This is a genomic window from Propionivibrio sp., from assembly GCF_047602565.1.
Lineage (GTDB): Bacteria > Pseudomonadota > Gammaproteobacteria > Burkholderiales > Rhodocyclaceae > Propionivibrio.
Map to the genome: position 1 here is coordinate 4,200,572 of NZ_JASGGX010000001.1, position 25,207 is coordinate 4,225,778.

Annotated in this window: 27 protein-coding genes; 9 read left to right on the top strand and 18 right to left on the bottom strand. The window is 66.5% G+C overall.

The window, feature by feature from the left end; all coding sequences use genetic code 11:
• Positions 1-4 precede the first annotated feature (4 nt).
• The 5 genes from QM701_RS19790 to QM701_RS19810 form a co-directional block, all read right to left on the bottom strand.
• On the bottom strand, positions 5-1,405 hold the full coding sequence (locus QM701_RS19790) for an FAD-binding oxidoreductase (RefSeq protein ID WP_415168717.1): 1,401 nt from the start codon (positions 1,403-1,405) through the stop codon (positions 5-7).
• 62 nt (positions 1,406-1,467) lie between these two features.
• Positions 1,468-2,265, bottom strand: a complete 798-nt coding sequence (locus QM701_RS19795) for a MetQ/NlpA family ABC transporter substrate-binding protein (protein WP_415168718.1) — start codon at positions 2,263-2,265, stop codon at positions 1,468-1,470.
• A gap of 22 nt (positions 2,266-2,287) precedes the next feature.
• The gene (locus tag QM701_RS19800; protein ID WP_415168719.1) at positions 2,288-2,965 is read right to left on the bottom strand and encodes a methionine ABC transporter permease; all 678 of its coding nucleotides are present in this window, start codon (positions 2,963-2,965) and stop codon (positions 2,288-2,290) included.
• The gene (locus QM701_RS19805) at positions 2,955-4,007 is read right to left on the bottom strand and encodes a methionine ABC transporter ATP-binding protein (RefSeq protein ID WP_415168720.1); all 1,053 of its coding nucleotides are present in this window, start codon (positions 4,005-4,007) and stop codon (positions 2,955-2,957) included. The genes QM701_RS19800 and QM701_RS19805 overlap by 11 nt, the downstream gene beginning before the upstream one ends.
• Before the next feature lie 151 nt (positions 4,008-4,158).
• The gene (locus QM701_RS19810) at positions 4,159-5,319 is read right to left on the bottom strand and encodes a DUF748 domain-containing protein (protein WP_415168721.1); all 1,161 of its coding nucleotides are present in this window, start codon (positions 5,317-5,319) and stop codon (positions 4,159-4,161) included.
• Between the two features lie 150 nt (positions 5,320-5,469).
• Here QM701_RS19810 and QM701_RS19815 point away from each other — a divergent pair, with 150 nt between their 5' ends.
• Positions 5,470-5,721, top strand: coding sequence for a hypothetical protein (locus QM701_RS19815; protein WP_415168722.1), 252 nt, complete (start codon positions 5,470-5,472; stop codon positions 5,719-5,721).
• Positions 5,722-5,730: 9 nt separating this feature from the next.
• Here QM701_RS19815 and QM701_RS19820 read toward each other — a convergent pair whose 3' ends face one another.
• Both QM701_RS19820 and QM701_RS19825 read right to left on the bottom strand, forming a co-directional pair.
• Positions 5,731-6,048, bottom strand: a complete 318-nt coding sequence (locus QM701_RS19820; RefSeq protein WP_415168723.1) for a hypothetical protein — start codon at positions 6,046-6,048, stop codon at positions 5,731-5,733.
• A 2-nt stretch (positions 6,049-6,050) separates the two neighbouring features.
• Positions 6,051-6,905, bottom strand: coding sequence for a class I SAM-dependent methyltransferase (locus QM701_RS19825; RefSeq protein ID WP_415168724.1), 855 nt, complete (start codon positions 6,903-6,905; stop codon positions 6,051-6,053).
• 193 nt (positions 6,906-7,098) lie between these two features.
• On the opposite strand from QM701_RS19825, the gene ylqF reads away from it, so the two are divergent.
• The gene (gene ylqF / locus QM701_RS19830; protein WP_415168725.1) at positions 7,099-7,992 is read left to right on the top strand and encodes a ribosome biogenesis GTPase YlqF; all 894 of its coding nucleotides are present in this window, start codon (positions 7,099-7,101) and stop codon (positions 7,990-7,992) included.
• 22 nt (positions 7,993-8,014) lie between these two features.
• Here the strand turns inward: ylqF and QM701_RS19835 are convergent, their stop codons facing one another.
• Positions 8,015-8,272 carry a hypothetical protein gene (locus QM701_RS19835; protein WP_415168726.1) on the bottom strand — a complete coding sequence of 86 codons (258 nt, stop codon included), beginning with the start codon at positions 8,270-8,272 and terminating at the stop codon, positions 8,015-8,017.
• Positions 8,273-8,365: 93 nt separating this feature from the next.
• Here QM701_RS19835 and QM701_RS19840 point away from each other — a divergent pair, with 93 nt between their 5' ends.
• Entirely contained in the window at positions 8,366-8,581 is a 216-nt protein-coding gene (locus QM701_RS19840) for a SlyX family protein (RefSeq protein ID WP_415168727.1), read from the top strand.
• A 12-nt stretch (positions 8,582-8,593) separates the two neighbouring features.
• Here the strand turns inward: QM701_RS19840 and QM701_RS19845 are convergent, their stop codons facing one another.
• On the bottom strand, positions 8,594-9,493 hold the full coding sequence (locus QM701_RS19845) for a LysR family transcriptional regulator (RefSeq protein ID WP_415168728.1): 900 nt from the start codon (positions 9,491-9,493) through the stop codon (positions 8,594-8,596).
• A 183-nt stretch (positions 9,494-9,676) separates the two neighbouring features.
• Here QM701_RS19845 and QM701_RS19850 point away from each other — a divergent pair, with 183 nt between their 5' ends.
• From QM701_RS19850 to QM701_RS19875, 6 genes are all read left to right on the top strand, one after another.
• The gene (locus QM701_RS19850) at positions 9,677-11,092 is read left to right on the top strand and encodes an NAD(P)H-dependent oxidoreductase (RefSeq protein WP_415168729.1); all 1,416 of its coding nucleotides are present in this window, start codon (positions 9,677-9,679) and stop codon (positions 11,090-11,092) included.
• 64 nt (positions 11,093-11,156) lie between these two features.
• Positions 11,157-12,539, top strand: coding sequence for a CitMHS family transporter (locus QM701_RS19855; protein WP_415168730.1), 1,383 nt, complete (start codon positions 11,157-11,159; stop codon positions 12,537-12,539).
• Between the two features lie 130 nt (positions 12,540-12,669).
• Positions 12,670-13,308: an aspartate/glutamate racemase family protein gene (locus tag QM701_RS19860; protein ID WP_415168731.1), complete on the top strand. Its 639-nt coding sequence runs from the start codon at positions 12,670-12,672 to the stop codon at positions 13,306-13,308.
• Positions 13,309-13,449: 141 nt separating this feature from the next.
• Complete coding sequence (locus tag QM701_RS19865; RefSeq protein ID WP_415168732.1) at positions 13,450-13,926, top strand: GyrI-like domain-containing protein; 477 nt, start codon at positions 13,450-13,452, stop codon at positions 13,924-13,926.
• 54 nt (positions 13,927-13,980) lie between these two features.
• Entirely contained in the window at positions 13,981-14,772 is a 792-nt protein-coding gene (locus QM701_RS19870) for an enhanced serine sensitivity protein SseB C-terminal domain-containing protein (RefSeq protein WP_415168733.1), read from the top strand.
• A 24-nt stretch (positions 14,773-14,796) separates the two neighbouring features.
• Positions 14,797-15,351: an NADAR family protein gene (locus tag QM701_RS19875; RefSeq protein WP_415168734.1), complete on the top strand. Its 555-nt coding sequence runs from the start codon at positions 14,797-14,799 to the stop codon at positions 15,349-15,351.
• Between the two features lie 117 nt (positions 15,352-15,468).
• On the opposite strand, the gene QM701_RS19880 is transcribed toward QM701_RS19875, so the two are convergent.
• The 9 genes from QM701_RS19880 to QM701_RS19920 all read right to left on the bottom strand — a co-directional run bounded on the left by QM701_RS19880 (position 15,469) and on the right by QM701_RS19920 (position 25,197).
• Positions 15,469-16,347 (bottom strand): LysR family transcriptional regulator, encoded by an 879-nt coding sequence (locus tag QM701_RS19880; protein ID WP_415168735.1) that lies wholly within the window; start codon positions 16,345-16,347, stop codon positions 15,469-15,471.
• Positions 16,348-16,354: 7 nt separating this feature from the next.
• Positions 16,355-17,452 carry an ABC transporter ATP-binding protein gene (locus QM701_RS19885; protein ID WP_415168736.1) on the bottom strand — a complete coding sequence of 366 codons (1,098 nt, stop codon included), beginning with the start codon at positions 17,450-17,452 and terminating at the stop codon, positions 16,355-16,357.
• A gap of 10 nt (positions 17,453-17,462) precedes the next feature.
• Positions 17,463-19,169 carry an ABC transporter permease gene (locus QM701_RS19890; RefSeq protein WP_415168737.1) on the bottom strand — a complete coding sequence of 569 codons (1,707 nt, stop codon included), beginning with the start codon at positions 19,167-19,169 and terminating at the stop codon, positions 17,463-17,465.
• Entirely contained in the window at positions 19,166-20,485 is a 1,320-nt protein-coding gene (locus QM701_RS19895; RefSeq protein WP_415168738.1) for an ABC transporter substrate-binding protein, read from the bottom strand. Before QM701_RS19895 ends, QM701_RS19890 begins: the two co-directional genes overlap by 4 nt.
• A 60-nt stretch (positions 20,486-20,545) precedes the next feature.
• A complete protein-coding gene (locus tag QM701_RS19900) occupies positions 20,546-20,926 on the bottom strand; it encodes a helix-turn-helix domain-containing protein (protein WP_415168739.1) in 381 nt (126 codons plus the stop codon).
• Positions 20,878-21,234 carry a type II toxin-antitoxin system HigB family toxin gene (locus QM701_RS19905; RefSeq protein WP_415168740.1) on the bottom strand — a complete coding sequence of 119 codons (357 nt, stop codon included), beginning with the start codon at positions 21,232-21,234 and terminating at the stop codon, positions 20,878-20,880. Before QM701_RS19905 ends, QM701_RS19900 begins: the two co-directional genes overlap by 49 nt.
• An 81-nt stretch (positions 21,235-21,315) precedes the next feature.
• Complete coding sequence (locus tag QM701_RS19910; protein WP_415168741.1) at positions 21,316-22,386, bottom strand: ABC transporter ATP-binding protein; 1,071 nt, start codon at positions 22,384-22,386, stop codon at positions 21,316-21,318.
• Positions 22,387-22,396: 10 nt separating this feature from the next.
• A complete protein-coding gene (locus tag QM701_RS19915; protein ID WP_415168742.1) occupies positions 22,397-24,097 on the bottom strand; it encodes an ABC transporter permease in 1,701 nt (566 codons plus the stop codon).
• Between the two features lie 11 nt (positions 24,098-24,108).
• Positions 24,109-25,197 (bottom strand): ABC transporter ATP-binding protein, encoded by a 1,089-nt coding sequence (locus QM701_RS19920; protein ID WP_415168743.1) that lies wholly within the window; start codon positions 25,195-25,197, stop codon positions 24,109-24,111.
• Between the last annotated feature and the right edge of the window lie 10 nt (positions 25,198-25,207).

Genomic DNA, 25,207 nt, shown 5'->3' on the forward strand with positions numbered 1-25,207 from the left:
GGCGTCAATCGAAGATCTTGCCCGGATTCATGATGCCGTTCGGGTCCAGCGCGCGCTTGACGGCGCGCATGGCGTCGATCTCGGCGGCGCTGCGGCAGGCGTCCAGGAACGGCTTCTTGAGCGTGCCGATGCCGTGTTCGGCGGAGATCGAGCCGGCGAACGGCGGCACCTCGGCGTAGATCGCCGCCTCGACGTCGTGCGCCGTCGCGCCGGCCGGCAGGGAGGCGGCGTCGACGATGATGTGCAGGTTGCCGTCGCCGATGTGCCCGAAGTAGTGGGCGCGGTGCTCCGGCCAGCGCGCCGCCAGCGCCGCCTGCACGGCGGCGCGGAACTCGGCGATGCGCGGAATCGGCAGGCTGAGGTCGAAATTCACCGGCCGCATGTGCGTGAACAGGTCGGCCACGCAGTCGCGCAGCTGCCACAGCTGCGCGGCCTGATCGAGCGAGGCGGCGATGATCGCGTCGCCGATCCAGCCGCGCTCCATGCCTTCGGCGAGCGCGTCTTCCAGCACCTGTTCCAGCGCGTCGTCGTCGTTGCCGGAGACGTCGATCAGCGCCGCGACCGGCGGCACGGGATCGAAGGGGAACGGCACGGGAATCCAGCGCTTCACGGCGCCGAGGAAATCGTCCCACATGATCTCGAAGGCGGCGATCTGCTGCGGCAGCCGCCGGCGCAGCAGCGTCAGCACCTCCAGCGCGGCGTCGAAGCCGGGCAGCGCCAGCAGCGCCGTCCGGCGCGCCGTCGGCGCGGGAAAGACCTTCAGCGCCGCGCGGGCGATCACGCCGAGGGTGCCTTCCGAACCGATGAACAGCTGCGCGAGGTCGTAGCCGGTGCTGTTCTTCGGCAGCGCGCGCAGCGGCAGGACGTCGCCGTTGGGCAGCACGCATTCGAGGCCGAGCACCTGGGCGCGCATGGTACCGTACTGGATGACGCCGAGCCCGCCGGCGTTGCAGGCGAGCAGGCCGCCGATCTGGCAGGTGCCGCGCGGCGCGAGGTCGACGCCGAACTGCAGCCGCTGTTCGGCCAGCGCGTCCTGCACCGCCTGCAGCGTGGCGCCGGCCTGGACGGTGACGGTGCACGTCGCGGCATCGATCCGCTCGATCCGGTTAAGGCGGGACAGCGACAGGACGATGCCGCGCGCCAGCGGCTGCGCCGCGCCGGCGAGGCCGGTCAGGCCGCCGTGCGGGACCACTGGCACGCCGTGCGCATTGCACAGCCTGAGCACGGCGGCGATTTCCTCCGTCGAGCCGGGCCGCGCGACCGCCAGCGGCACCACCGGCCCGGCGCCGCTCCAGTCCTGGTGGTGGCGTTCCGGGATGTCGGCGCCGGCGAGCAGCGCGCCGGGAGGCAGCACCTGGCGCAGGGATTCGAGGAAAGCGGCGGGCGAAGGATCGGCGGTCGGCATGGCTCAAGAAACGGGGCGGCCAGGCCGCCCCGTCGCATTCAAAAACGGAAGCGTGGCACGAATCACCAGGCGGTGACAACCGAATCCTTGAAGGTGGCCTTGATGAACTTCTTCACCTCGTCGGACTGATAGGCCTTGACCAGCTTGGCCACCCACGGCTTGTCCTTGTCCTGCTCGCGCACGGCGATGATGTTGGCGTACGGTCCCTTGGGCCCCTCGATGGCGATGGCGTCGCGCGACGGGTCGAGGCCGGCGGTCTCGGCGTAGTTGCCGTTGATCGCCGCGGCGTCGAGGTCGCCCAGCGCGCGCGGCAGCTGGGCGGCGTCGAGCTCGACGATCTTCAGCTTCTTCGGGTTCTCGGCGATGTCCAGCGGCGTGGCCTTCAGGCCGGCGTCGGCGCGCAGCTTGAGCAGGCCCTTGCTCTGCAGGAGCAGCAGGCCGCGGCCGCCGTTGGTCGGGTCGTTCGGCACGCCGACGCGGGCGCCGTCGGCCAGCTTGTCCAGCGACTTGATCTTCTTCGAGTAGATGCCCATCGGGAAGGTCACGGTGTAGGCGACGGAGGCGAACTTGTAGCCGCGGTCCCTGATCTGCTGTTCCAGGTAGGGCAGGTGCTGGTAGCTGTTCAGGTCGAGGTCGCCGGCGGCCAGCGCCGCGTTGGGCTGCACGTAGTCGGTGAATTCGATGACCTGGATCTTCAGGCCGTCGCGCTCGGCGACCTTCTTGACGACTTCGAAGATCTGCGCGTGCGGCCCGGCGGTGACGCCGACCTTGAGCGGTTTTTCCTGGGCCGTGGCGGCGGTGGAGACGATGACCGCCAAGGACGCGGCGGTCAGGAAGCGGAACAGATGGCGACGGTTCATGTTGAAATCCTTCATGGGAAGTTCAAGGGGTGGTTTGCGGGGATCGCCCGCGGTGGGAAACGCGCAGCACGAGACGGTCGCCCAGGCTCTGCACGATCTGCACGAAGGCGATCAGGATGAGCACGACGGCGGCCATGACTTCCGGCAGGAACCGCTGGTAGCCGTAGCGGATGCCCAGGTCGCCCAGGCCGCCGCCGCCGACGGCGCCGGCCATCGCCGAATAGCCGACCAGACTGACCAGGGTGATGGTCAGCCCGGCGATGATGCCGGGGAAGGCTTCGGGCAGCAGCACCTTGCCGATGATCTGGCCGTTGGTGGCGCCCATCGCCTGCGCCGCCTCGACCAGGCCGGCGTCGACCTCGCGCAGCGCGGATTCGACGAGGCGCGCGACGAAAGGCGTGGCGGCGATGGTCAGCGGCACGATGGCGGCGCCGGTGCCGATCGACGAGCCGGTGACCAGGCGGGTGAACGGGATCACCGCCACCAGCAGGATGATGAACGGCGTCGAGCGCACGGCGTTGACCAGCAGGCCGAGCACGCGGTTGAACAGCGGGTGCGGCAGGATGCCGTGCGCCTCGGTGACGTTCAGCGTGACGCCGAGCGGGATGCCGAGCAGCGCGCCGATCAGCCCGGACAGGCCGACCATCAGCAGCGTTTCGAGGAAGGAGTCGAAGAACAGGCTGACGAATTCAGAGGACATGGTTGAGCTCCTCGACGGTGACGTGGTGTTCCCGCAGCAGGGAAAGCGCCCCGTCGAGCGCCTCCTGGCTGCCGTTGACCAGCAGGGTCAGCGAGGCCAGCCCCTGGCCCTGCACCTCGTCGATCTGGCCGTGCAGGATGTTGAAGTCGATGCCGAAGCGCTTGACCGCCTCGGACAGCAGCGGGCGGTCCACGTCCTCGCCAATGAAGACCAGGCGCAGCAGGTGGTCGGGATGCCCCTCGCCGTTGCGGTCCTCGATGCGCTGGCGCACGCGCCGCAGCACGGAGGCGGGCAGTTCGGCGGAAATCACGTCGCCGATCAGCGTGCGCGTGACGTCCGATTGCGGCGCCTGGAACACCGACAGCACCTTGCCGCATTCAACCACGCGGCCGGCGTCCATCACCGCGATGCGGTCGCAGATCTGCTTGATCACCTGCATCTCGTGGGTGATCAGCACGATGGTCAGGCCCAGTTCGCGGTTGATGCGCTTCAACAGGTCGAGGATCGAGCGCGTGGTTTCCGGGTCGAGCGCCGAGGTCGCCTCGTCCGAGAGCAGCACCTTCGGCTTGCTGGCCAGCGCGCGGGCGATGCCGACGCGCTGCTTCTGCCCGCCGGAGAGCTGCTGCGGATAGCGGTGGGCCTCGGCCGTCAGGCCGACCAGCGCCAGCAGCTTTTCCACCTCGGCGCGGATTTCCTCCTGCGGCCGGCCGATCAGTTCGAGCGGCAGCGCGACGTTGCCGAACACCGTGCGCGAGGACATCAGGTTGAAATGCTGGAAGATCATGCCGATCTCCCGGCGCGCGGCGCGCAGCTGCGCCGCGTCGAGCCGGGTCAGGTCGCGGCCGTCGACGACCACCTCGCCGGCATCGGGCGCAGTGAGCAGGTTGACCAGGCGGATCAGCGTGCTCTTGCCCGCGCCGCTGCGCCCGATGACGCCGAAGATTTCGCCCGCCTCGATGGTCAGGCTGACGTCGCGCACGGCATGCACGCTGCGCGCCGACGCTCCATGAAAGGTCTTGGATACGTTTCTTAGTGTGATCATGAAATGGAGACGCGGCCGGAAAGGCAGGCCGCGTCGTTTACCTGAGTCGGGCGATTATAGTCCTGAATAGAATATGGACTAAGGACTGATTTGTTATTTGCTTATAAGAAAAGGGTTTCGCAGGGCGCCTGGCGCGAGACCGTCCAGCATGCTAGCGGCCGCCCTCGCGCCGCTTGCCGAGCAGCCGGCCGAGGGATTCGCCGAGCGCCTTGGCCGAACCGCCACCGAGATCGCCGACGCCCTTGACCAGCGATTCGAGATTGACGCCCAGCGCGCCGGCCAGCGACGCGCCGAGACGCACCGCCATCTGCTCGTCGAGCGTGAAGCGCGGATCGTCGAGGTCGCCTTCGAGCACGAATTTCACCGTGATCCGGCCTTTCCTGTCCTTCAGCAGTCCCAGCGCGGCCTCGCGCGGGAGCCCCAGGAAGGTCGCCGAACCCGCGGCCAGTTCCAGGTCGGACAAGGTCAGCGTGCCCGGCGCGTGCAGCCTGCCGCCCGCCACCGACGATTTGATGTCGAGATCCAGCGCGCCGCGCCGCACGCCGGTTTCGGTCGTCCTGATCAGGTAGGGCTGCAGCGCGGTCACGTCCACGTTGCGCAGCCGGCCGGTCAGCCTGGACTCCTTCGCCGCCGGATCGACCGAGCCTTCGATGAGCAGCCTGCCGTCGTGGCGGCGGCCCTTGACCACGCCGTCGATCTTCACGCTGGTGGTCCCGACGAGGTCCGGCACGCGCAGCCGGCCTACCGTGGCGTCGATCTGCTCGATGCGGATCTCGAACGGCGCCGCCCGGACGCGGGCATCGTGAATTTCGACGACGCCGTCCGCGACGACGATCTGGCCGATGATAAGCGGCGCCTTGGCGGCGGCGTCCTTGTTCTTCTCCGTCACCTCTGCGCTCGCCGGGCCGGACGGCGGTTCGGCCGGGCGCTCGAACAGGCCCGGAACGAACTTCATCTGCCCGTCGCGGGTGCGCAGCAGGACGGCGTGGGCACCCTCGATGCGCACGCTGTCGATCGACAGGCGGCCGGTCAGCAGGTCCACGACGTCCGGCGCGATCCGGATGCGCCGCGCGCGCAGCTCGTCCTCCCCCGGCCAGCCCGCGTTCTCCGCCGCGCGGATGCGCAGATCGAGAATCTCGACGCCGCCCGGGCCGACCCTGATTTCCCGCGCCTCGCCGCGCGGCCCGAGCGCCTGCTCGACGCGGGCCTGCACGGAACGCACGGCGTATTGCCACGCGCTGACGCCGCCGATCACCAGCGCGACGGCGAGCGCAAAGAAGATCAGCAGTCGGCGGGTCGGGCGGCCGGGCATGTCGGGCTCATGGAATTGGACGAACGGAACGGGGCCATTCTGGATTCGGCCCGGCGATTTTGCAAATCGAACCCGTTGCACAAAAAATGGGCGATTGGGCTATGATGGCCGTCATTGGCGCCGGCGCGCCGGCGGAAGGAGGAGGGTCCCATGGAAATCGCTTCGACGAGTGCAAGCGCACGCGCGATGATCGACCTGCGGGCGGCGGAAACGCGCGCCAGCCAGTCCGGCCAGGCGCAGTCCTTCCCGGCCGCGCCGCAGGGATCGGAGAATCCGCCGCAGCCGTCCGAAGTCTCGCCCGAGCAGGCCGCCGCCGCGGCGCGGGCGGAGGCGGAACGCACGCATCCGGTGGTCAACACCAGCGGGCAGCTGGTCGGCACCCGGATCAACACCACGGCCTGAAACGCCGATTCAGGCGATCCGGCCCAGCGTCCACGACACGCCGCCGGCCATGGCGGCGAACCACACCACGATCAGCACGACGCGGATCGCCGCATAGAGCCCCGGCCGGCCGGCGCGGTCGGCCAGCGCGAAGACGTGCAGCGCGCCCCAGGCCGCGACGAGCCCGAGCACCAGGGACGCGCCGAGAATCTGCAGTTCGGCGCTGTTCATGGAAAACAGGCGGCCCTCGCGCCACGGCACCACCACGAACACCCCAAAGGTCCACAACAGGCCGGCGGTGCCCGCGGCGCAAAACAGGGCGACGATGCGGATGAGCCAGTTCTCCATGGTCAGCCCTCCCTTGCCAGCGTGGGGAGGAAGCGGAAGCGCAGTTCCTCCAGGCCCAGTTCGCGCAGGATCGCCTCCAGCCGTTCCGCCGCGTTGCCGCGCGCCTGCCCGGTGCGGCGGGCGATGATCAGCTCGTTCTTCAGCGAATGTTCCCAGCCGACCAGTTCGGTCACCGTCACCTGGTAGCCGTGGGCTTCCAGCATCAGGCAGCGCAGCGCGTTGGTCAGCTGGCTGCCGAACTCGCGGGTATGGAGCGGATGGCGCCAGAGCTCGGAGAGCGGCGTGCGGGCGAACGCGGCGTTCTTGCTGCGACGCAGCGCGGCGGCGACCTCGGCCTGGCAGCAGGGCGCCAGCACCATGAAGCGGGCCTCCTTTTCCAGTCCGAAGCGGATGGCGTCGTCGGTGGCCGTGTCGCAGGCGTGCAGGGCAGTGACCACGTTGACGCGCGCCGGCAGGGCGGGCGAGCCGATCGCCTCGCCGACCGTCAGGGCGAGAAATTCCATGCGGCCGAACCCCAGGCGGTGCGCCAGTTCGCGCGACCTTTCGACGAGTTCCGCGCGCGTCTCGACGCCGAAAACGCGGCCCGCGGCGCGGGACTTGAAGAACAGGTCGTAGAGGATGAAGCCGAGATAGGATTTTCCGGCGCCGTGGTTGACCAGCGTCGGCTCGGCGCCCGTTTCCGCGACTTCGGCGAGCAGCGGCTCGATGAAGTTGTACAGGTGATAGACCTGCTTCAGCTTGCGCCGGCTGTCCTGGTTGAGCTTGCCGTCGCGCGTCAGGATGTGCAGTTCCTTGAGCAGCTCGACGGACTGACCGGGGCGGAGCTCGGGGAGGTCGGGAGGGGTGGGCTTTTTCATAGACCGGTCATTTTAGTGAACAAATGGGATAATTGCGGTCTTTTGAGGTTCAACCCCTCCCCCTTCAAGGGGGAGGCCGGGTGGGGGATGGGTTGTTCGGAGCGCGGTTACTGAAATTTGACCGCCACTTCTACCCCATCCCCCACCCCAACCCTCCCCTTGAAGGGGAGGGAGTACGAGGACTTGGCAGTTTATGGCGATCCAGTGGTTCCCGGGACACATGACCTCGGCGCGCAAGAAGGCGGCCGAGACGATGGCGGTCACCGACGTGGTCATCGAGGTGGTCGACGCGCGCCTGCCGGAAGCGAGCACCAATCCGCTGGTGCATGAGTTGCGCCGGCAGCGCCAGCGTCCGTGCCTGAAGGTGCTGAACAAGTCCGACCTGGCCGATCCCGCGGCGACGCGCGCGTGGATCGCCTGGTACGACCGGCAGCCGGGCGTCAAGGCGGTGGCCGTCTCCAGCAAGAACGCCGGCGAGGTGGCGCGTCTGCCCGGCCTGTGCCAGGGCCTGGCCCCGCACCGCAACGACAACGTCAAGCCGCTGCGCATGATGATCATGGGCATCCCCAACGTCGGCAAGTCCACGCTGATGAACGCGCTGGTCAAGCGCCGGATCGCCAAGGTCGGCGACGAACCGGCGGTGACCAAGTCGCAGCAGACCCACCAGCTCGGCGTGCGCCAGTGGATCACCGACACGCCGGGCCTGATGTGGCCGAAGATCGAGCACGACAGCGACGGCTACATGCTCGCCGCGAGCCACGCCATCGGCCGCAACGCCATCATCGACGAGGAGGTGGCGGTGTTCCTGGCGGACCTGCTGCTGGCGCGCTATCCGCAGCGGCTGGCCGAACGCTACGGGCTGGCGGCGGACGGCCTGGACGGCGTGGCCGTCGTCGAGGGCATCGCGCGGCGGCGCGCCCTGCGCACGCGCGGCGGCGACCCGGACCTGGAAAAGGCGTCCATGGTGCTCTTGCAGGACTACCGCGACGGCAAGCTCGGGCGCATCAGCCTGGAGACGCCGCAGACGCGACAGGCGATGCTGGCGCGCGCGGCCGCGTCGGGGGACGCCGAGGGCAGGCAGGACTGATCGGACGGCTTCGCGCGCCGGTTCAGCGGCGAGCGCCTTGCGCCTGCTCGGCCTGCGGCCGGGCGAGAATTTCCTTGACCAGCGGGACGGTGGCGTTCCAGACGTACCACCCGCCCCAGCCCAGCAGGACGGCGGCGATCACGAACTGGACCAGCGCAACGATGATGTTCCGCTGCTGGCGGCTGAGCTTGTGCCCGGGGTCGGTCGCGCCGCATTCCGGGCAGGCGAGCGCCGACGTATCGACCTGATGGCCGCAGGCGCGGCAGGGAACGAGCGGCATGGATGACTCCTCCTGATGACTGCGGGATTGTATCCGCGCCGCCGCCCGTTGTGCTAACTTGCCGAATCCTCACGCCGGAAGAGACCGGGACCCATGGAAGACCGACTGACCGAACTGGAAATCAAGCTGAGCCTGACCGAGCATCTCGTCGAGGAACTCAACCGGACGGTGTTCCGCCAGCAGGAACAGCTCGACCTGCTGCAGGAGCAGCTGCGCCTGCTCTACAAGCAGATCCAGGCCAACGCTCCCGATGCCGCCGCGCCGGGGGAGGCGCGCAGCCTGCGCGACGAGATTCCGCCGCACTATTAGGATTTCCACGGCTCATTTACGCTTCCTGCGTCCCGGTTTTTCGGCGGGGCCGAGCAAGCGTTCCCGCATATGCCCGAGGAATCCTTTCACCAAAGGCACGTCGGAGAACTCCTTGTTCCAGACCATCCACGAGTTTCTTACGAGCGGCCGGCCATCCTTGTAGAAAAGCGGCTGCCTGTACAGGCCCCGCGAATGGTTGACGAAATTCGGTGAAAGGAAGATGCCGTAACCCAAGCCGTTGGCAATCATTTCATGGCACGTATCGCCGTGGTTCGCGTGCATGCCGATCAACGGGGGCTTCGAAAAGTGGCCGGACCACCACTCATCGAGCAGTTTCCGGGCAAAAGGATCTTTCAGGTACGTTATCTGGGGCAGCTTCGGGAGATCCTCCAGGGAGATTTCGTTCTTGCTGACCAGGCAGGCCTGCTCGGTGCTGATCAGTTCCCTCTCGAAATCTCCCTCCATGTCGCCGCGGACGAATCCGACATGGACCTGGTTGTCCGCCAGCATCTTGATGATTCCCGCGCTGATGTCGGTCGCGATGTCGAACTCGACGTCGGGGTGCAGTTGCTTGTACTGCATCAGCAGCGGCGGAATCGTAAAGCGCGCGAACGCGTTGGTCATCCCCAGCTTGATGGTTCCCGACTGGCCGTCGCCGATGCGCAGCAGGTTTTTCCGGATTTCGTCCATCTGCGCGAGCACTCTGGACGCCTGCCCGGCGACGTATTCACCCTCCGGAGTGAACACCACGCCTTTCGAGAAGCGCAGAACCAGTCGTGCTCCAAGCGAGCTCTCGATCATCTGCAGCCTTTTCGAAAGCGTCGGCTGAGTCATGAACAACCGCTCCGCGGTGCGCGTGATGTTCGGCGTCTTGTGCAACTCGACGATGATTTTCCAATCGCTCTCATCCATGAGATTCCCCGATCTGCACGGCGGCAATGTCCTCCTTCCATTCCAATTTTGAATGGCTTTCCATAAATAATCACAATTTCACAATAAAATCAACGGGATGTATAAATCCTCCCCGGAAGGCAAGCGCCCGCACGACGACCGGACCGCGGGCGCGACAATCGTGATCCAATCGAGAGGGTACAAATGATTTACCACCACCTGTATGAGAAATTTGCCAAGAAAGACCGCGTTTTCGCCGGCGTCATCGGCGCGGGCAATTATGGGACCGCAATCGTCACGCAGGAACCCCACACTCCCCGCTTGACCGTGGCCGCGGTCGCCGACATTACCGCAGATGCTGCCAGAAAAGCGTACGAACAGGCCGGCATCGACGGCGACGGCATCGTCTATTGCAGCACCGCCGAGCAGGCGCAGGCCGAGATCGAGAAAGGCCGCCACGTCTATACCGACCAGTGCGAGATGATCGCTCGGATTCCGATCATCGACGTCGTGTGCGAAAGCACCGGGATTCCCGAGGCAAGCGCCAGGTATGCGCTGGACTCCATCCGCCGCGGCAAGCACGTGGCCATGATCACCAAGGATTGCGACGCGAGCGTCGGCCCCATCCTGAAAAAGCTCGCCGACGAGCACGGCGTCGTCTATACGCCGGTTGACGGCGACCAGCACGGCCTGCTGATCCAGATGTACGAATGGGCGAAATCGGTCGGCTTGTCGGTGATCGCCGGCGGGAAGGCGACGGACGGGGAGTTCGTGTACGACGAGCAGCGGGGCACCGTCACGATCAAGACGGACAAGAAGATTCACCCCCCTTATGTCGAGACGATTTCCGTCACCGGGGAAGAGCGCAAATACCTGGGAATGATCCCGAAAGGAAAGGCGGCCGAGTACATCGCCAAGCGCGCCGAAATCCTGTCGAGGCTGCCGCAGCCGGGTTCCTACGACCTCTGCGAGATGACCGTCGCCGCCAACTACACCGGACTCAGGCCCGCCGTGAGCACGCTGGTGCACGCTCCGCTGCGGATCACCGAGATTCCGATCGCCTACTGCGAAACGGTTAATGGCGGGGTGTTTTCCGAGCGCGGAATCATCGACCTGGCGACATGCCTGCGCGCTCCGGAAGAATCCGGGCTCGGCGGCGGCGTGTTCCTGGTCGTCCGCTGCGACAACGCCTATTCCAACCACGTGCTCACCACCAAGGGCCAGATCGCCAACTACGACAATACTGCCGCCGTGATCTATCGCCCCTACCATCTGTGCGGAGTCGAAACGTCGGCGACGATTCTCGTCGCCGGACTGCTCGGCTTGAACACCGGGTCGGATACGTATCTGCCCCGCTTCGACCTCGTCAAGGTCGCCGCGCGGGACATCGAAGCGGGGGAGGTCTTCGGAAACGACCACAGCCACCAGCTGACCGCCCGCATCGTTCCCGCCCGGCCCATTGCGCCGGGCAACCACGCCAGCGCCCACCTGCTGACCGGCAACCGGGCGCGGGTGGATATTCCCGCCGGCACGACCATCACCTACGACATGGTCGAAGAACCCGCCGGATCGACGATCTGGGAGCTCAGAAGACTGCAGGACAAGACGTTTCTCGCCTGAGACGCCGGCCCGGACACACCGCGGCACGGACATGGATTCAATCAATTAAGGGAGGGTAGCAGCAATGTTGTTAACCGTACTTGCGTGGTCGATGGTCATCGTCTTCATGACCTTGATCCTAACCAAGAAGATGCACCCCTTTACGGCCATCGTCTTCATTCCCCTGCTCTTTTCGGCAATCGGGTCGATTGCCGGTCTTTACCAGAAGGCCACGGCAAAAGCCCTGAAGATTTCGGTGGAAAGCATAGGCACGTGGGATCAGCTGCAGGTGCTCGGCGTCTGGGTGAAGCAGGGGCTCACCAAGACGTCGGGGACGGCTTTCATGCTGTTCTTCGCGATCATGTTCTTCTCGCTGATGCTCAATGCGGGACTTTTCGACCCGCTGACCAAGAAGATCATCAAGCTGGCGCAAGGCGATCCGCTGAAAGTCCTGGTGGGAACCAGCATTCTGGCCACCGTCGTTTCGCTCAGCGGCGACGGCACCACGACCACGCTGATCTGCTGCACGGCGTTGATCCCCATCTACAAGAAACTGAATCTCAAGATGATGTATCTCGGCGTGCTGCTGATCCTGCAGAACACGATCCTGAACCTGTTGCCGTGGAGCGGTCCGACGGCTCGGGTCATTGCCGTGATCGAGGGCATCGAGGTGCAGGCGCTGCTGAACGCGCTGATGCCGGGCATGGTGCTCGCCAGCCTCTTCGTCACGGCGGGTTCGTACTTCATGGGTCTTTCGGAGCGCCGGCGGCTGGGCATTCAGAGCCTGTCGAGCCACGACATCAACGCGATTTTTTCCCATACGACCCACGAGGAGGACGCCCTCAAGCGCCCGAAGAACGCCATGGTCAACGGCATTCTCACGGTCAGTGCCCTGGGCCTGCTGATCGCCGGGGCATTCGAGCCCGTATTCATCTTCCTGATCGGGACGATAGTGGCGCTGCTGGTCAACTACAAGAAACTCAGCGAGCAGAAGGACCGTATTTACGCGAACTCCGGAGAAGTTCTCCAGACCGTCATCATGGTCATCGGCGCGGGCGCTTTCATGGGCTTGTTCACCAACTCGGGAATGTCGGACGCCTTGGCGGCCAGCCTCGTCAAAGTGGTTCCGGAGTCGTTCGGACGTTTCTGGGGACTCATCGTCGTCCTGATTTCCGCGCCGGGCGGGTTCTTCATGTCCAACGATGCGTTTTTCTACGGCGTGCTGCCCGTTCTGCTCGAGGCAGGCAAACTCTATGGGTTCACGCCCTTCGAGATCGGCTTCGCGTCCTTGCTCGGGCAAGCGTTCCACATGCTCAGTCCGCTGACGGCATTCATCTACCTGCTGCTCAGCATGACGGGGCTCGACATGGGAGAGTGGCAGCGGGCGTGCTTCAAATGGACGCTCGGGATATTCGTCATCTTCATCACCTCGGCGCTTGCCTTCGGGGTGGTTCCGCTCTACCGATAACAGGCTTGTGAATTGGGTTTCCCTCGCCAATGGCGGCGGGAAACCCGTGTTCGTTTCCATCATTTTTTAAGGCCGGATCATGCATTCAGCAGGCATCATCAGCGTCACGATCAACGCGGCGGCTCCGCTCATGGCGGACATGAGCGCCACGGCCGCGCGGGAGGATTGGAAACTCCGGAACTATCTGGATGAAGGCCTGCAAGAACTCGTGCAACGCGAGGGATGCGTGACGCCAGCGAGCATCGCCCGTCTGGCGCGCCTGGTGGGGGCCGCCGTCGAGGACGGCGCCGAGGCCGTTCTGCTGACCTGCACGGTATTCTCCCCGTATCTCGAGCTTGTCCAGAAGTTGTTTTCGACGCCGGTCATCGGCGCGGATCGAGCGATGCTCAGGCAAGCCGCCGGGCTGGGCAAGAAGACGGCGATCCTCTGCACCTTTCCCGCGGCGGTCGCATCCTCGGAACGCCTGTTCCGGTCGGAAACGGCCGCGCTGGGCACCGTTTGCGACGTCGATACGTTCCTGCTGGACGATGCCGCCGCCGCGCTGAAACGCGGCGACAGGCCGGGACACGACGGGATCATCGCCGGCAAGGCCAGGGAACTGGCGCAAGACTACGCGGCGATCGTCCTCGCCCAGATATCGATGGCATCGGCCGCCGGACTGTTGAACGAACTCGGTGTCCCGGTGCTGACCAGTCCCGGCTGCGTCATTACCGCGCTGAAGAATCTGTTCGGGTCGGCCGGCGACGTGAATGGAGCGCCTGGCCGGTAGGCATCCGTCCGCGCCAGCCGCCCGATTCGGCCGCCGATGCCGGCGTTTTTTCGGAAATGTCCCGGTTTGTCGTCGTCATGTGCGTGCTATGATCGGCCGGCGATTCATATTGAATATGACCATCTGTGGCGAGGAGAAGCGATGCTCGAATTCACCGTTGTGGAATTTCCCGAGACCCGCCTGGCGGGCGTAACGATCGAAACGGACATGGAGCGCGCGGAAAGCGACTGCACGGCCGTCTGGCAGGCTTTCTGGCCGCGCATCGCCGCCGAGCTGGTTCCCCGGGCCGTCATTCCGGAAAACGTGCATGCCTTCGGCGTCAGCCGCATGATCGACGAGCAGCGTTTTTTCTATAGCGCGATGCTGCAGGTCGAGTCGATCCGCGACCTGCCGGGCGACATGCGGGAAATGCGCATTCCGGGCGGGCTGTACGTCCGCTGCGCGGTCCCCTCGCTGGCCCGGCTGGCCGAGGCCTACACCGCTTTGTACGAGCAATGGCCGTCGGCGCAGGGCGAGTACGAACTCGATTATCAGGGCGTGTGCTTTGAGCGCTATCCGCCCGATTTCACGCACGAGAAGCCCTTTGAAATCCTCGCCGCCGTCGTACGACGGGGCTGACGGCATCCCGGCCGTCAGATACGCCAGTGTCCGCGCATGCCTGAAGGAGTTCCTGTGAGCGAATCGCCAAACGATCTTGAACGAAAGCTGATGCTCGCCGCCGACGACCCGGCAAGTCGTCCCGAGTTCTACAAGGCATTGATGACGTCCGACGTGTTTGTGATCGGCTTTACGGACGCTGAAGGCGAAGGAGCGAAAACAATCCCCGCCGGCGCGAAATTATCAATAATGAATTGGAAAAAGAATGACGGAACCCCGATCATTCCATTTTTTTCCAGTCTCGCAGCCCTGCGGCGCGTCCTGGACGAAGAGTCGAAATATGCAGCCTTGCCCGCCAGAAGCCTGTTTGAAATGACTCTCGGGTCATCCCTGGTGCTCAACCCGGGCTCGTCTCATGGCAAGGAGTTCTTGCCCGACGAGATACATGCGCTGCTTGAAACCGGCATGAACCATTCCGCCCAGACGAGAGTAGTGCAGGAGGAAACCAAGGTACTGCTTGGTCAGCCGGCCAATTACCCGTCAGGAATGGTATCCGCGCTCACCGCCTTCCTGGCGAAGCATTCAGCCGTCAAGGCCGCGTATTTGTGCTTGATGCATGACCCCTCATCCGGCGAAAAACCATCGCTGGTTGTCGGTTTTGCAGGCGATGGGGATCTTGCTCAGGTCATGAAGGAAGCCTGCTCCGTGGTGGCGGATACGGCTCCCAGGGGCGAACTGGTTGATTTTGCCGTACTCAAGAGAGGCGAGCCGGGAATCAGCGATTACATGTTCAAATCCGTGAAGCCGTTTTACGAACGCACCTGGGGCGCCAGACTGCGGTCTCTGTTTGCTTCGGTCAAGGCATGACGAATCCTTCCGGCGGCAGGCGCCATGATGCACGCAGTGCGCGACACCCGTCTTCTTGAATATCTACGTCGCCGCTTCAACGCCGGCGAGAAGATGGAGTACGTCTTTTTCTGGGGGCATCAGGCAAGCAAGAGTGGCGTAACTGCCTCCTGCTTTAGCCAGTGGTACGGCGCTCCGTTCGTTATCGAAGGCCGGCGCTATCCAACGGCGGAACACTACATGATGGCGGAGAAGGCCGCGCTGTTCGGCGATCAGGCAACCCGGGCACAAGTGCTTCAAGCGCCAACCCCAAGCGCCGCTAAGGCGCTGGGTCGCCAGGTGCGTGGCTTCGATGAAGAAACATGGTTGGCGAACAGGTTCTCCATCGTTATCCGTGCCAATGAAGCCAAGTTTGCCCAGAACCCGGAACTGGGCCTGTTCCTCAAGCAAACGGGCTCCCGCGTTCTCGTGGAGGCGAGCCCCGTGGACAGAATCTGGGGCATAGGCCTCGCCCAGGATGATGAAAACGTGAACGACCCGAACCTCTGGCGGGGGCTCAACCTGCTGGGTTTCGCGCTGATGCGGGTGCGCGATGCCTGACGAATCCGTCCAGGACTGTGTTTTCCCGGAAAAGCCGCCGTGTGGTTTTGCCTCCCGCGGAATCTCTTTGAAATCTTCGCTCCCCGTCGGCAAGCGGGGCTGACGGCATCCCGGCCGTCAGATCTGCCAGTGTTCGCGCAGCACCGAGAGCATGCCGACGATGGCCGGGTCGTGCTCGGCGCTGGCCTTGTACACGAAAGTCAGGCGGCCCTCGGTGCGGCCGTGCGGCCAGAGGACGATTTCGCCCTTTTCCACCGCGTCCAGCGCCACGTCCTCGCGCAGCAGGCCCATGCCGAGGCCGGAGCGCACCAGGTCGAGCATCGCCGAAAGCTGGTCGCATTCGACGACTTCGTTCGGTCGCGCGCCGTGCTGGGCGAACAGCCCGCGCAGGAAGCGGGCCACGTGCGAACGCTCGGGCGGGGTGACCCAGGGCATGCCGGCGACGTCGTTCCAGCCCGCGCGCGACAGGCGTTCGCCATACGAGGCCGGCCCCGCCACGAGGTAGGCGATGCTGCGCAGCGGCAGCAGGCCGATGTCCGGGTGGTCGATGTTGCCGATGTGGAAGCCGGCGTCGAAGTCGGCGTTGAGGATGCCGTTGACCACGTCGTCGGCCGGCACCAGCCGCGTCCTGAACTGCAAGAGCGGCAGCGCGGTGCGCAGGCCGTAGAGCAGTTCGCCGAGGCGCAGGAAATCCGAGTCGTCCACCGTGGCGATCTGCACGCTGCCCGAGACTTCGCCCTTGATCTGCCGGGCCTTGGCGGAGAAGCCCTCGAACACGGCGAGCACGTGCTCGGCCTCCGGCAGCAGCAGCTCGCCGTGGCGCGTCAGCGTGATCCGGCCCGGCGCGCGGTCGAACAGGGTGACGCCGAGTTCCTGCTCGATGGCCTTGATGTGGGCGGTGACCGCGGGTTGCGTGAGGAACAGGCGTTCGGCCGCGCGCGTCAGGTGGCCGAGGCGGGCGACCATGACGAAGGAACGGAGCTTGAGGATGTCCATGGGCGGCTCAGTCCGGCGCGGGCGCGGAGAAGAGGCGGGCGCGCGCCGGGTCGAAGCCGACCAGCACCGGCGTTCCCGGCGGCGTGGCCGGCGAACCGGGCAGGTGCGGCTGCTTGACGGCGAGTTCGAGCGTGCCGATGGCGACGCGGTAGCGCACGGCTTCGCCGAGGAATTCGCTGGCGGCGACCTTGCCCTCGATCCAGGAGTAGCGGCCGTCGCGGAAGCTGTCGATCGGGCAAATGTGCAGCGCGTGCGGGCGGATGCCCAGCACCGTGTCGCCTTCCGGCGGGCGGTCGCGCATCGGCCAGCGGAACAGGCCGATGTCGGGCGAGCGGAATTCGATGAGCGGGGTTTCCGCGTGCCGGAGCGCGCCGGGGATGAAATTCTCGATGCCGACGAAGCGCGCCACGTCGATCGAATTGGGAAAGTCGTAGATCGCCGTCGGGCTGCCGATCTGGCGGATTGTGCCGCGGATCACCACGGCGATGCGGTCGGCGATGCTGAAGGCGTCCTCCAGGTCGTGCGTGACCAGGATGGCGGTGATCCCCAGCCGGCGCTGCAACAGGCGCAGGTCGCGGCGCAGCTGTTCGCGCAGCCCCTGTTCGAGGTTGGAGAACGGATCGTCGAGCAGCAGCAGGCGCGGCTCGGTGACCAGCGCCCGGGCCAGCGCGGCGCGCTGCTGCTGGCCGGCGGACAAGAAGGCCGGCCGGGTGTCGCGCGTCTCGCCGATGTCGAGCAGCGCGAGCAGCCGTTCCACGCGGGCGGCGAGCGGCGCGCCGGCGGCGTCCGGCCGCGGCGAGGCGCCGAAGGCGACGTTCTCGAACACCGTCATGTGCGGCCACAGCGCGAAGCTCTGGAAGACCATGCCGACGCTGCGCTGCGCGAACGGGATGTCGTTAACGTTGGTGCCGTTGATCAGGATGCGTCCCGTCGACGGCTGTTCGAGCCCGGCGATCACCCGCAGCAGGGTCGATTTGCCCGCGCCGGACGGGCCGACGACGGAAAACAGCTCGCCGGCCTCGATGGCGAGGCAGATGTTGCGCAGCACGCGCGGCTCGCCGTAGGAAAAGGCGATGTTGTCGGCTTCGATGCGGATGTCGTTCATGATGCGGGGCTCATTGTGCCGGACTTTCCGGCAGGACGATACGCCGCAGGCCGGCGGCCGGTCCCCGGCGGCGGACGGCGAATGCGGCGACGGCCATGGCCGCCGCGACGGCGACGATGGTCAGCACCGCCAGGGCGGAGCCGGTGCCGCGCCCGGTGGACGTCTGCATGTGCAGGTAGATGGCGTAGCTCACCGGCGCGTCGGTCTCGCTGGGCACCAGCAGCATGGCCGAGGAAAGATCCACGGCGGCGATGCCGAAGCAGATCAGGAAGGCCGACAGCAGGCCGAAGGCCAGCATCGGCAGCGCCACGCGCAGCGCGATCGCCAGGCGCGACGCGCCGGACATCAGCGCGGCTTCCAGGTAGGGCGCCGGCATGCTCCGCAGGGCGAAGGCGCAGGCGCGGATGGCGAAGGGCAGGCCGCGCACCGAGAAGGCCATGGGCAGCAGGAACCAGGTGGCGTCCAGGGGCCGGCCGAACAGCTGCATGCCCTGGAAGAACTGCAGGTAGGCGATGGCCAGGGCGACGCCCGGCACGCACAGCAGGCCGGTGGCGGCCCACGACAGCGCCCGCTGCCAGCGCGCCGGCGAGCGCTCGATGGCGAGCGCCATGGTCAGCCCGGCGAGCACGTCGATGACGGCGGCGATTCCGCAATAGACCAGGGTGTTGACGAAACTGCCCGTCTCGTTTTCCAGCGCCGAGACGTAGTGCGACGCCACGTAGGATTCCGGCAGCGGCGTGTGGCTCCAGATGCCCGCCAGCGAGGCCAGCAGCGTGCCGGAGTAGCAGAAGAGGTAGAACAGGGAAACGGCGGCCAGTCCGCCCACGGCGATGCGGCGCTGCCGCGGGGTCTGCCCGGCGGCGGACGCGGCGGCCATGCCGTCCGCCATGCCGTGGCGGACGCAGCCGGCGGAGGCGATCCACACCAGCGCCGAGATGCCGATCATCGCCATGGCCATCAGCGACGAGAGCGGGTCCTGGAAGCCGTAGGTGGACACGCGGAAATAGGCTTGCGGCGCGAGCAGGTTGGTGACGCCGAGGGACAGCGGAGTCGCCAGGTCGTCCAGCGTCTTGAGGAAGGTGATGGCCATGCCGAAGGCCGCACCGGGCAGGCCGAGCGGCAGGAAGACGCGGGCCGTCAGGCGGGACCAGGAAATGCCTAGGCGGGCGGCCTCGCCGGCCTGGCGGCCGGAGTCGGCGGTGGTCAGGACCAGCGTCGCCAGGACCAGCGGAAAGTAATGGATGGCCTCGACGACCGCCACGCCGGGCAGTCCCCACAGCGCCGGGTCGAGATCGAAGGCCGGCTGCAGCAGCAGGCCGATCGCCCCGCCGCGCCCGAGCAGCGATTGCAGCGACAGCGACAGCATGAACGAGGGCACGAACAGCGGCAGGAAGCCGAACAGCCCGAGGACCAGCGGAATGCGCAGGCGCAGGCGCCACACGGCGACGGCGACCGGGATGGCCGCCAACGCGGCGAGGAACGCGGCCCCGCAGGCGGTGGCGACGCTGTTGACCAGGCTTTCGATGTACAGCGGGTTGTCGCGGAAGACCGCGATCGCCTCGCCGAGGCGCCAGCCGCCCCGGCTGGCCTCGCCCATGAAGACGGCCTTGAGCATCGTGCCGAGCGGCAGGGCGAGGAAGATCAGGAGGTAGGCCGCCAGCAGGCCGGCCGGCACCCAGGAGCGGCCGGCGGGGCGGCGGCGCGGCCGGAACATCATGGCTTGGCCAGCCGGTCGCGGGCCTGCGCCAGCCAGGCCCGTGCCGCGGCGAGGTTGCCGCTGGTCTGGCGCGCCCATTCGGCCTCGCGCACGGCCAGCGCGGCGATCCGCTCGCGCGTCGTCTGGGGCGGCGCGGTCAGCAGCGCGTCGTCTTCCCGGACGGGTGCGCGGAACACCCGCTCCCGCGCGCGCGCCACCAGCGCCGCGGCCTCGGCGTCGGGTCTCTGCCGCAGCGCGCTTTCCAGTTCGTGGATGGCCTTGCTGACGTCCGCCAGCTCGCGGTGGCGGAAGGTGATCAACTGGTCGAACAGCGCGCCGACCATCTGGTAGCGCGACGCCGAGACGTCCGGCGCGTATGCCGGCAGGTTGCTGCGCAGGAGGTCCAGGAGGTCCGGAAAATCGGCCGGCCGGTCGCCGGCTTCATACACGCTGGGCAGCACCGGCAGGCGGCTGATCTCCGGGCGCAGCAGCAGGCGCTGCCCGGCCTCGGACAGGGTGAAGGCGATGAAGGCCTTGCCGCCCTCCGGATTGCGCGCGCCCTTGATCAGGCCGATGCCGGCCGGCGTGACCACGTTGGGCGAGGCGTAGGCGAAGTCGACCGGAAAGCCCGAGTACTTGCCCGACAGCGCCAGGAAGTCCACCACCGGGCCGGCGCCGAAGCGGCCGCGCGTGATGCTGTTGGGCACGTCGAAGGCACGCTCGGTGATCGTCGCGCAGTTGCCGGCGATCTGCAGGATCAGCGCCCAGCCGGCGTCCCAGCCGACGCCCTGGAGGATCGATTCGACGATCAGATGGGTGGTCGACGAGCGCGACGCCGAGGACATGACCACGTGGCCGAAATACTCCGGCCGGGCGAGGTCGGACCAGGCGGCGGGCGGGGGGATGCCGCGCGCCTCCAGGTAGCGCGTGTTCCACATGATGCCGTAGCCGGAAAGCGCCTGGCCGCGGTAGAAGCGGTCGGGGTCGTCGATGGCCAGCCCGCCGGCGGCGGCCGGGATCGCCGGGTTGCCGGTGTCCGCCAGCGATTGCAGCAGGTCGTGGCGGCGCAGCGCGCGGAAGGTGTCCGGCGACGAGCCCCAGAAGACGTCGGCCCGCGAGCCGGGCGCGCGGTCGCGCACGTAGGAGACGGTGTTGGTCGCCGGGAAATTGACGAATTCGACGCGGTACTCCGGCGACTGCGCGTCGAAGGCCCGCTTGTACGCCGACAGGATTTCCTTGGGGAAGGACGAGGCGACGAGCACGATCTCCGCCGCCCATGCGCCGCACGGCGGCAGGGCGAGGGCGATCGCGCAGAACAGGCGGGCCAGGCGCTTCATCGGCGGAAGCCGGTGTGTTGGTCAACGATATTCACCGGCGTGCCGCCCGATTCCTCGCGCTCAGGCCGCGGCCGACAGCTTGGGCGGGCGGATCAGGCTTTCGGCGGGAATGCCGAACATCTCGTGCAGCCGCCAGATCATGGTGAGCGTCAAAGGGCGCTTGCGGGCGAGGATTTCATAGACCCGGTTCAGGCGGCCGATCGCCGGCACCAGGTCCTTCGGGGTCAGCCCAGCCTGCTCCATGCGGAACTTGATGGCCTCCACGGGATCGGGCAGGTCGATGGGGTACTGCCTGGCCTCGTAGGCTTCCACCAGCGTCAGCAGCACCTCGAAACGATCGCCCTCCGGCGTGCCGGGTTCGGGCTCGTTGTCGAAATACGCCGACACCTCGCTCAGCGCGGCCTGGTAGTCGGCTTCCGTGTGAATCGGGCGAATGTCCATGTCAGTGCTCCATCTCGACGGTTTCGGCATCGATCGCATCGTACTCGGCGTGCGTGCCGGCGAACTTCACGTAGAACGGCCTGATAGCGGTAAGCCACCGAGACCACCAGGCGATAGTCGTTGCCCTTGATGTTGAAGACAACCCGCCGGTTCTTCAGGATGCTGGCGCTGCGGTACTGGCGCTTGATGTCCGCCGGCTGCTCCCAGGCTGCCTTCTTCACCTCATCCAGCCACGATTTCAGGGGCTGCTCGGCATCCGGGTTCTTCTCCCAGAAGACACGCAGGTGGCTGACGGCAACGATTCGCATGGAGATACTATAGTCCCATATTGGGACATGGTGCAACGGGGTTCCGTGCGCATGTCCCGGTTTTTCGCCGTGCCGCCGTGGTCAGCCGCCTTTCTCCGTCGCCGGGTACCAGTGCGGACGAGTGAAGCGCAGCCCGCACGCATCGCCCACCGATGGTCCCGGCGTGCGCCGCGTCTTCTGGATGCGCACTTCGGTGTCGGCCACGCGCACGCGGTAGTCGATCGTCTCGCCGAGGTAGACCTTGCGCAGCACTTCGCCGCGGATGCCGCCCTCGCCGACGAAGTCGATTTCCGTCGGCCGCGCGGCCAGCAGGCCGCGGCCGGCGGCGACGAGCTCGCCCGCCGGGGCGACGCCTTCCGGCCACGGATGGCGTTCGCCGCCGAGGAGGAATCCCTCCGGCGAGAGCCCGGCCTCGATGAAGCACGACAGGCCGATGAACTCGAAGACGAAGCGGTTGGCCGGGTTGCTGTACACCTCCAGCGGCGTGCCGATCTGCTGCACGACGCCGGCGCGCATGACCAGGATGCGGTCGGACAGCGCCATGGCCTCCGACTGGTCGTGCGTGACGTAGAGGATGGAGAAGCCGAAGCGCCGCTGCAAGTCCTTGATCTCGAAGCGCATCTCCTCGCGGAAATGCGGGTCGAGGCTGGACAGCGGTTCGTCGAGCAGCATCACGTCGGGCCGGATGGCCAGCGCCCGGGCCAGCGCCACGCGCTGCTTGCCGCCGCCGGAAAGGTCGTCCGGGCTGCCCTGCGCCACCGCTAGCAGGTTGGTGTGCTTGAGGGCTTCCTCGGTGCGGGCGTGGATTTCCTCCTTGGGCAGCTTGCGGATGTGCAGTGGAAACGCGACGTTCTCGTACACCGTGAGGTGCGGCCACACGGCGAAGGCCTGGAAGACCATGCCGAAATTGCGCTGCTCGGGCGGCAGGTAGTAACGCTTGGCCTTCGACGAGATGATGCGTTCGCCGACGCGGATCTCGCCGTCGTCGAGGTCCTCGAAACCGGCGACCATGCGCAGCGTGGTGGTCTTGCCGCAGCCGGACGGGCCGAGCATGGCCATGCATTCGCCCTGGGCGATCTCGAGGTTCATGCGGTCGACCGCGACGACGCTGCCGAAGCGCTTGGTGACCTGGTTCAGTTCGATATATGCCATGGTGACTTCCCTATGCGCCGTTCTTGCTGGTGACGAGGCGTTTGATCAGGACTTCGCCCAGCACGATGATGATCAGGGCGATGCCGGCAAGGGCGGCGGAGTAGACCGTTTCGCCGTCCTCGTTGAGCGTGTAGATGGCCACGCCGATGGTGCGCGTGGTCGGGCCGTAGAGCAGCACCGAGACGGTGAGCTCGCGCAGCGCCGGCAGGAAGATCAGGAAGAACGCGGCGACCATGCCCGGCCGCACCAGCGGCACCACCACGTCGCGCAGGGCCTGCGCCATGCTCGCGCCGGAGGCGCGCGCGGCCTCGACCAGCGAGTCGTGCACCTGCTCCAGCGCCGCCGAGTTGGCCTTGAGCGAGAAGGCCATGTAGCGGGCGATGTAGGCGACCAGGATGATCCACACGGTGTTGTACAGGTTGATCCCGAACTTGCCGCTCCAGGCCAGGATCACGCCGAGGGCGATCACCGAGCCGGGCACCGAGAACGGCAGCATGCCGAGGAATTCCAGGAAGCCCTTGCCGCGCACCTTCATCTTGACGATGACGTAGGAGATGATCACGCCGGCGAACATGGTGATCAGCGCCGAGGCCAGCCCCAAGCTGATGCTGTTCCAGATCGAATCGCGGGTGAGGTCCCACTCGAACAGGATGTGGTTGTAGTTGCCCCAGGTCAGGTTTTCCAGGGTGAAGGGCAAACCGTAGGTCTTCAGCCCGCCGACCAGGAAGATGGTGGCGGTGGGCAGCACGATGGTCAGCGCGATGTAGGCGATGCACACGATCAGCAGCGGAATGCGCAGCCCGCGCAGCTTCAGCTCGGTCGGGCGGAAGCTCTTGCCGGCGATGATCTGGTACTTGCCCTTGGCCAGCACCCGGTTCTGCGCCCACAGGATCAGCGCCGCGGTGATCACCAGCACGGTCGCCAGCACGGTGGCGGTGCGGATCGAATCGAAGCTGCCCGCGCTCTGGTGGATCTTCTCGTAGATCAGCACCGGGATGTTGTAGATGCCGGTCTCGACGCCGAGCACGGCCACGGTGCCGAAGTGCGCCATCGAGTAGAGCATGATCAGCAGCGCGCCGGAGACGATCGACGGCATGACCAGCGGGATGGTGATCTTGCGCGTGATGGTGAACAGGTCCGCGCCGGAGATGCGGGCCGATTCCTCCAGCGTCGGGTCCATGCGTTCGAGCGCGCCGCTGACCTGGATGAAGACGAAGGGGAACAGGTACATCGTCTCGACCAGGATGATCCCGGCGTAGCTGTAGATGTCGAAGAGCGGGGTGTCGAAGCCGAGCACGTCCATGAACAGCCGGTTGATGTAGCCGGCGCGCGGGGAGAGCAGCATCTTCCAGGCCAGCGCGCCGATGAAGGCCGGCAGCATGAAGGGCACCAGGAACAGCAGCTTCATGGTCTTCTTGAACGGCAGGTCGGTGCGCGTGACCAGCCAGGCGAAGAAGGTGCCGACGATGGTGCCGGTGACGGTGACGCCGCCGGAGAGGATCAGCGAATTGAGCAGCGCCTGGTAGGTTTCCTTGCGCTGCAGCACCTGGACCACGTCCGCCACGTTGAAGTGGCCGTCGACCCAGAAGGCGTTGAAGAAGATCAGCAGCATCGGGAACGCGACGACGACGACCAGCACGCCGACCGAAAGCAGGAACAGCAGTTCAGGCGTCCCGAATCCTCCGGACGCCGGTTTTCTTGGTGTATTCATCAGGGCTCCCGTTAGAGTTTTTCGGCGGCGGCGATATGACCCGCGAACCATTGCACGGTGGCCAGGTTCACGCGGCAGGCGTCCCCTTCGGCGAAGAGCAGGCCGCGGGCGACGCATTCGTGGCTGGGCAGCGCCGCGCGGATCAGCGCGCCGGCGATCTCGATCAGGTAATCGAACTGCGCGCCGAGGAAGCTGGCGCGGCGGATCAGGCCCGGCAGGCCGTCGCCGTCGCGCGACAGGATCACGTCGCTCGGCCGGAAGCCGGCGGTCAGCAGTCCGTCGCTCTTGTCGGGCGGCGCCCCGTGCCACGATTCATGAGAATTGCCGGCGTACAGCACGTCGCCCTCGCGCCGGAACGGCACGAAGTTGGCGATGCCGAGAAAGCGGAAGACGAAGTCGTCCGCGGGATGTTCGTAGACCTCCTCCGGCGTGCCGATCTGGCGCAGCACGCCGTGCTCGTCCATCACCGCGATGCGGTCGGCGATGCCCAGGGCGATTTCCTGGTCGTGCGTGACGTAGAGGATGGTGACCCCGGTCTTCTGCTGCAGCGCCTTGATCTCGAAGCGCATTTCCTCGCGCAGGTTGGCGTCGAGGTTGTTCAGCGGCTCGTCGAGCAGCAGGATGCTCGGCTCGGAGACCAGCGCGCGGGCTAGCGCCACGCGCTGTTGCTGGCCGCCCGAGAGCTGCGAGGGCAGGCGCTGGTCGAGGCCGGTCAGGCCGACCAGCTCGACGCAGCGCATCGTCCGGCTGCGCAGCTCACCGGCTTCCACGCCCGCCAGCTTGAGCGGGTAGGCGATGTTGTCGAAGACCGTCATGTGCGGCCACACCGCGTAGTCCTGGAAGACCATCCCGAGGCTGCGCTTGTCCGGCGGCACCATCTCTCCCGAGGCGGCGTCGGCGACGATGCCGTCGCCGATCAGGATGCTGCCGCTGTCCGGCGCCTCGAAACCCGCGATCAGCCGCAGCAGCACGGTCTTGCCGCATCCCGACGGGCCGAGCAGGGTGAAGCACTCGCCGTCGTTCAGCGCCAGCGACAGGCCGGACAGGATCGTCCGGCCGGCGTACTGCTTGCTGACATTCCTGATTTCAATGCTGGCCATGGTTCACCGG

Bases quoted from the DNA above. Each gene is read 5' to 3' on its own strand.
- QM701_RS19790 (WP_415168717.1), bottom strand. From the start codon at position 1,405: ATGCCGACCGCCGATCCTTCGCCCGCCGCTTTCCTCGAATCCCTGCGC.
- QM701_RS19795 (WP_415168718.1), bottom strand. From the start codon at position 2,265: ATGAACCGTCGCCATCTGTTCCGCTTCCTGACCGCCGCGTCCTTGGCG.
- QM701_RS19800 (WP_415168719.1), bottom strand. From the start codon at position 2,965: ATGTCCTCTGAATTCGTCAGCCTGTTCTTCGACTCCTTCCTCGAAACG.
- QM701_RS19805 (WP_415168720.1), bottom strand. From the start codon at position 4,007: ATGATCACACTAAGAAACGTATCCAAGACCTTTCATGGAGCGTCGGCG.
- QM701_RS19810 (WP_415168721.1), bottom strand. From the start codon at position 5,319: ATGCCCGGCCGCCCGACCCGCCGACTGCTGATCTTCTTTGCGCTCGCC.
- QM701_RS19815 (WP_415168722.1), top strand. From the start codon at position 5,470: ATGGAAATCGCTTCGACGAGTGCAAGCGCACGCGCGATGATCGACCTG.
- QM701_RS19820 (WP_415168723.1), bottom strand. From the start codon at position 6,048: ATGGAGAACTGGCTCATCCGCATCGTCGCCCTGTTTTGCGCCGCGGGC.
- QM701_RS19825 (WP_415168724.1), bottom strand. From the start codon at position 6,905: ATGAAAAAGCCCACCCCTCCCGACCTCCCCGAGCTCCGCCCCGGTCAG.
- ylqF (WP_415168725.1), top strand. From the start codon at position 7,099: ATGGCGATCCAGTGGTTCCCGGGACACATGACCTCGGCGCGCAAGAAG.
- QM701_RS19835 (WP_415168726.1), bottom strand. From the start codon at position 8,272: ATGCCGCTCGTTCCCTGCCGCGCCTGCGGCCATCAGGTCGATACGTCG.
- QM701_RS19840 (WP_415168727.1), top strand. From the start codon at position 8,366: ATGGAAGACCGACTGACCGAACTGGAAATCAAGCTGAGCCTGACCGAG.
- QM701_RS19845 (WP_415168728.1), bottom strand. From the start codon at position 9,493: ATGGATGAGAGCGATTGGAAAATCATCGTCGAGTTGCACAAGACGCCG.
- QM701_RS19850 (WP_415168729.1), top strand. From the start codon at position 9,677: ATGATTTACCACCACCTGTATGAGAAATTTGCCAAGAAAGACCGCGTT.
- QM701_RS19855 (WP_415168730.1), top strand. From the start codon at position 11,157: ATGTTGTTAACCGTACTTGCGTGGTCGATGGTCATCGTCTTCATGACC.
- QM701_RS19860 (WP_415168731.1), top strand. From the start codon at position 12,670: ATGGCGGACATGAGCGCCACGGCCGCGCGGGAGGATTGGAAACTCCGG.
- QM701_RS19865 (WP_415168732.1), top strand. From the start codon at position 13,450: ATGCTCGAATTCACCGTTGTGGAATTTCCCGAGACCCGCCTGGCGGGC.
- QM701_RS19875 (WP_415168734.1), top strand. From the start codon at position 14,797: ATGATGCACGCAGTGCGCGACACCCGTCTTCTTGAATATCTACGTCGC.
- QM701_RS19880 (WP_415168735.1), bottom strand. From the start codon at position 16,347: ATGGACATCCTCAAGCTCCGTTCCTTCGTCATGGTCGCCCGCCTCGGC.
- QM701_RS19885 (WP_415168736.1), bottom strand. From the start codon at position 17,452: ATGAACGACATCCGCATCGAAGCCGACAACATCGCCTTTTCCTACGGC.
- QM701_RS19890 (WP_415168737.1), bottom strand. From the start codon at position 19,169: ATGATGTTCCGGCCGCGCCGCCGCCCCGCCGGCCGCTCCTGGGTGCCG.
- QM701_RS19895 (WP_415168738.1), bottom strand. From the start codon at position 20,485: ATGAAGCGCCTGGCCCGCCTGTTCTGCGCGATCGCCCTCGCCCTGCCG.
- QM701_RS19900 (WP_415168739.1), bottom strand. From the start codon at position 20,926: ATGGACATTCGCCCGATTCACACGGAAGCCGACTACCAGGCCGCGCTG.
- QM701_RS19905 (WP_415168740.1), bottom strand. From the start codon at position 21,234: ATGCGAATCGTTGCCGTCAGCCACCTGCGTGTCTTCTGGGAGAAGAAC.
- QM701_RS19910 (WP_415168741.1), bottom strand. From the start codon at position 22,386: ATGGCATATATCGAACTGAACCAGGTCACCAAGCGCTTCGGCAGCGTC.
- QM701_RS19915 (WP_415168742.1), bottom strand. From the start codon at position 24,097: ATGAATACACCAAGAAAACCGGCGTCCGGAGGATTCGGGACGCCTGAA.
- QM701_RS19920 (WP_415168743.1), bottom strand. From the start codon at position 25,197: ATGGCCAGCATTGAAATCAGGAATGTCAGCAAGCAGTACGCCGGCCGG.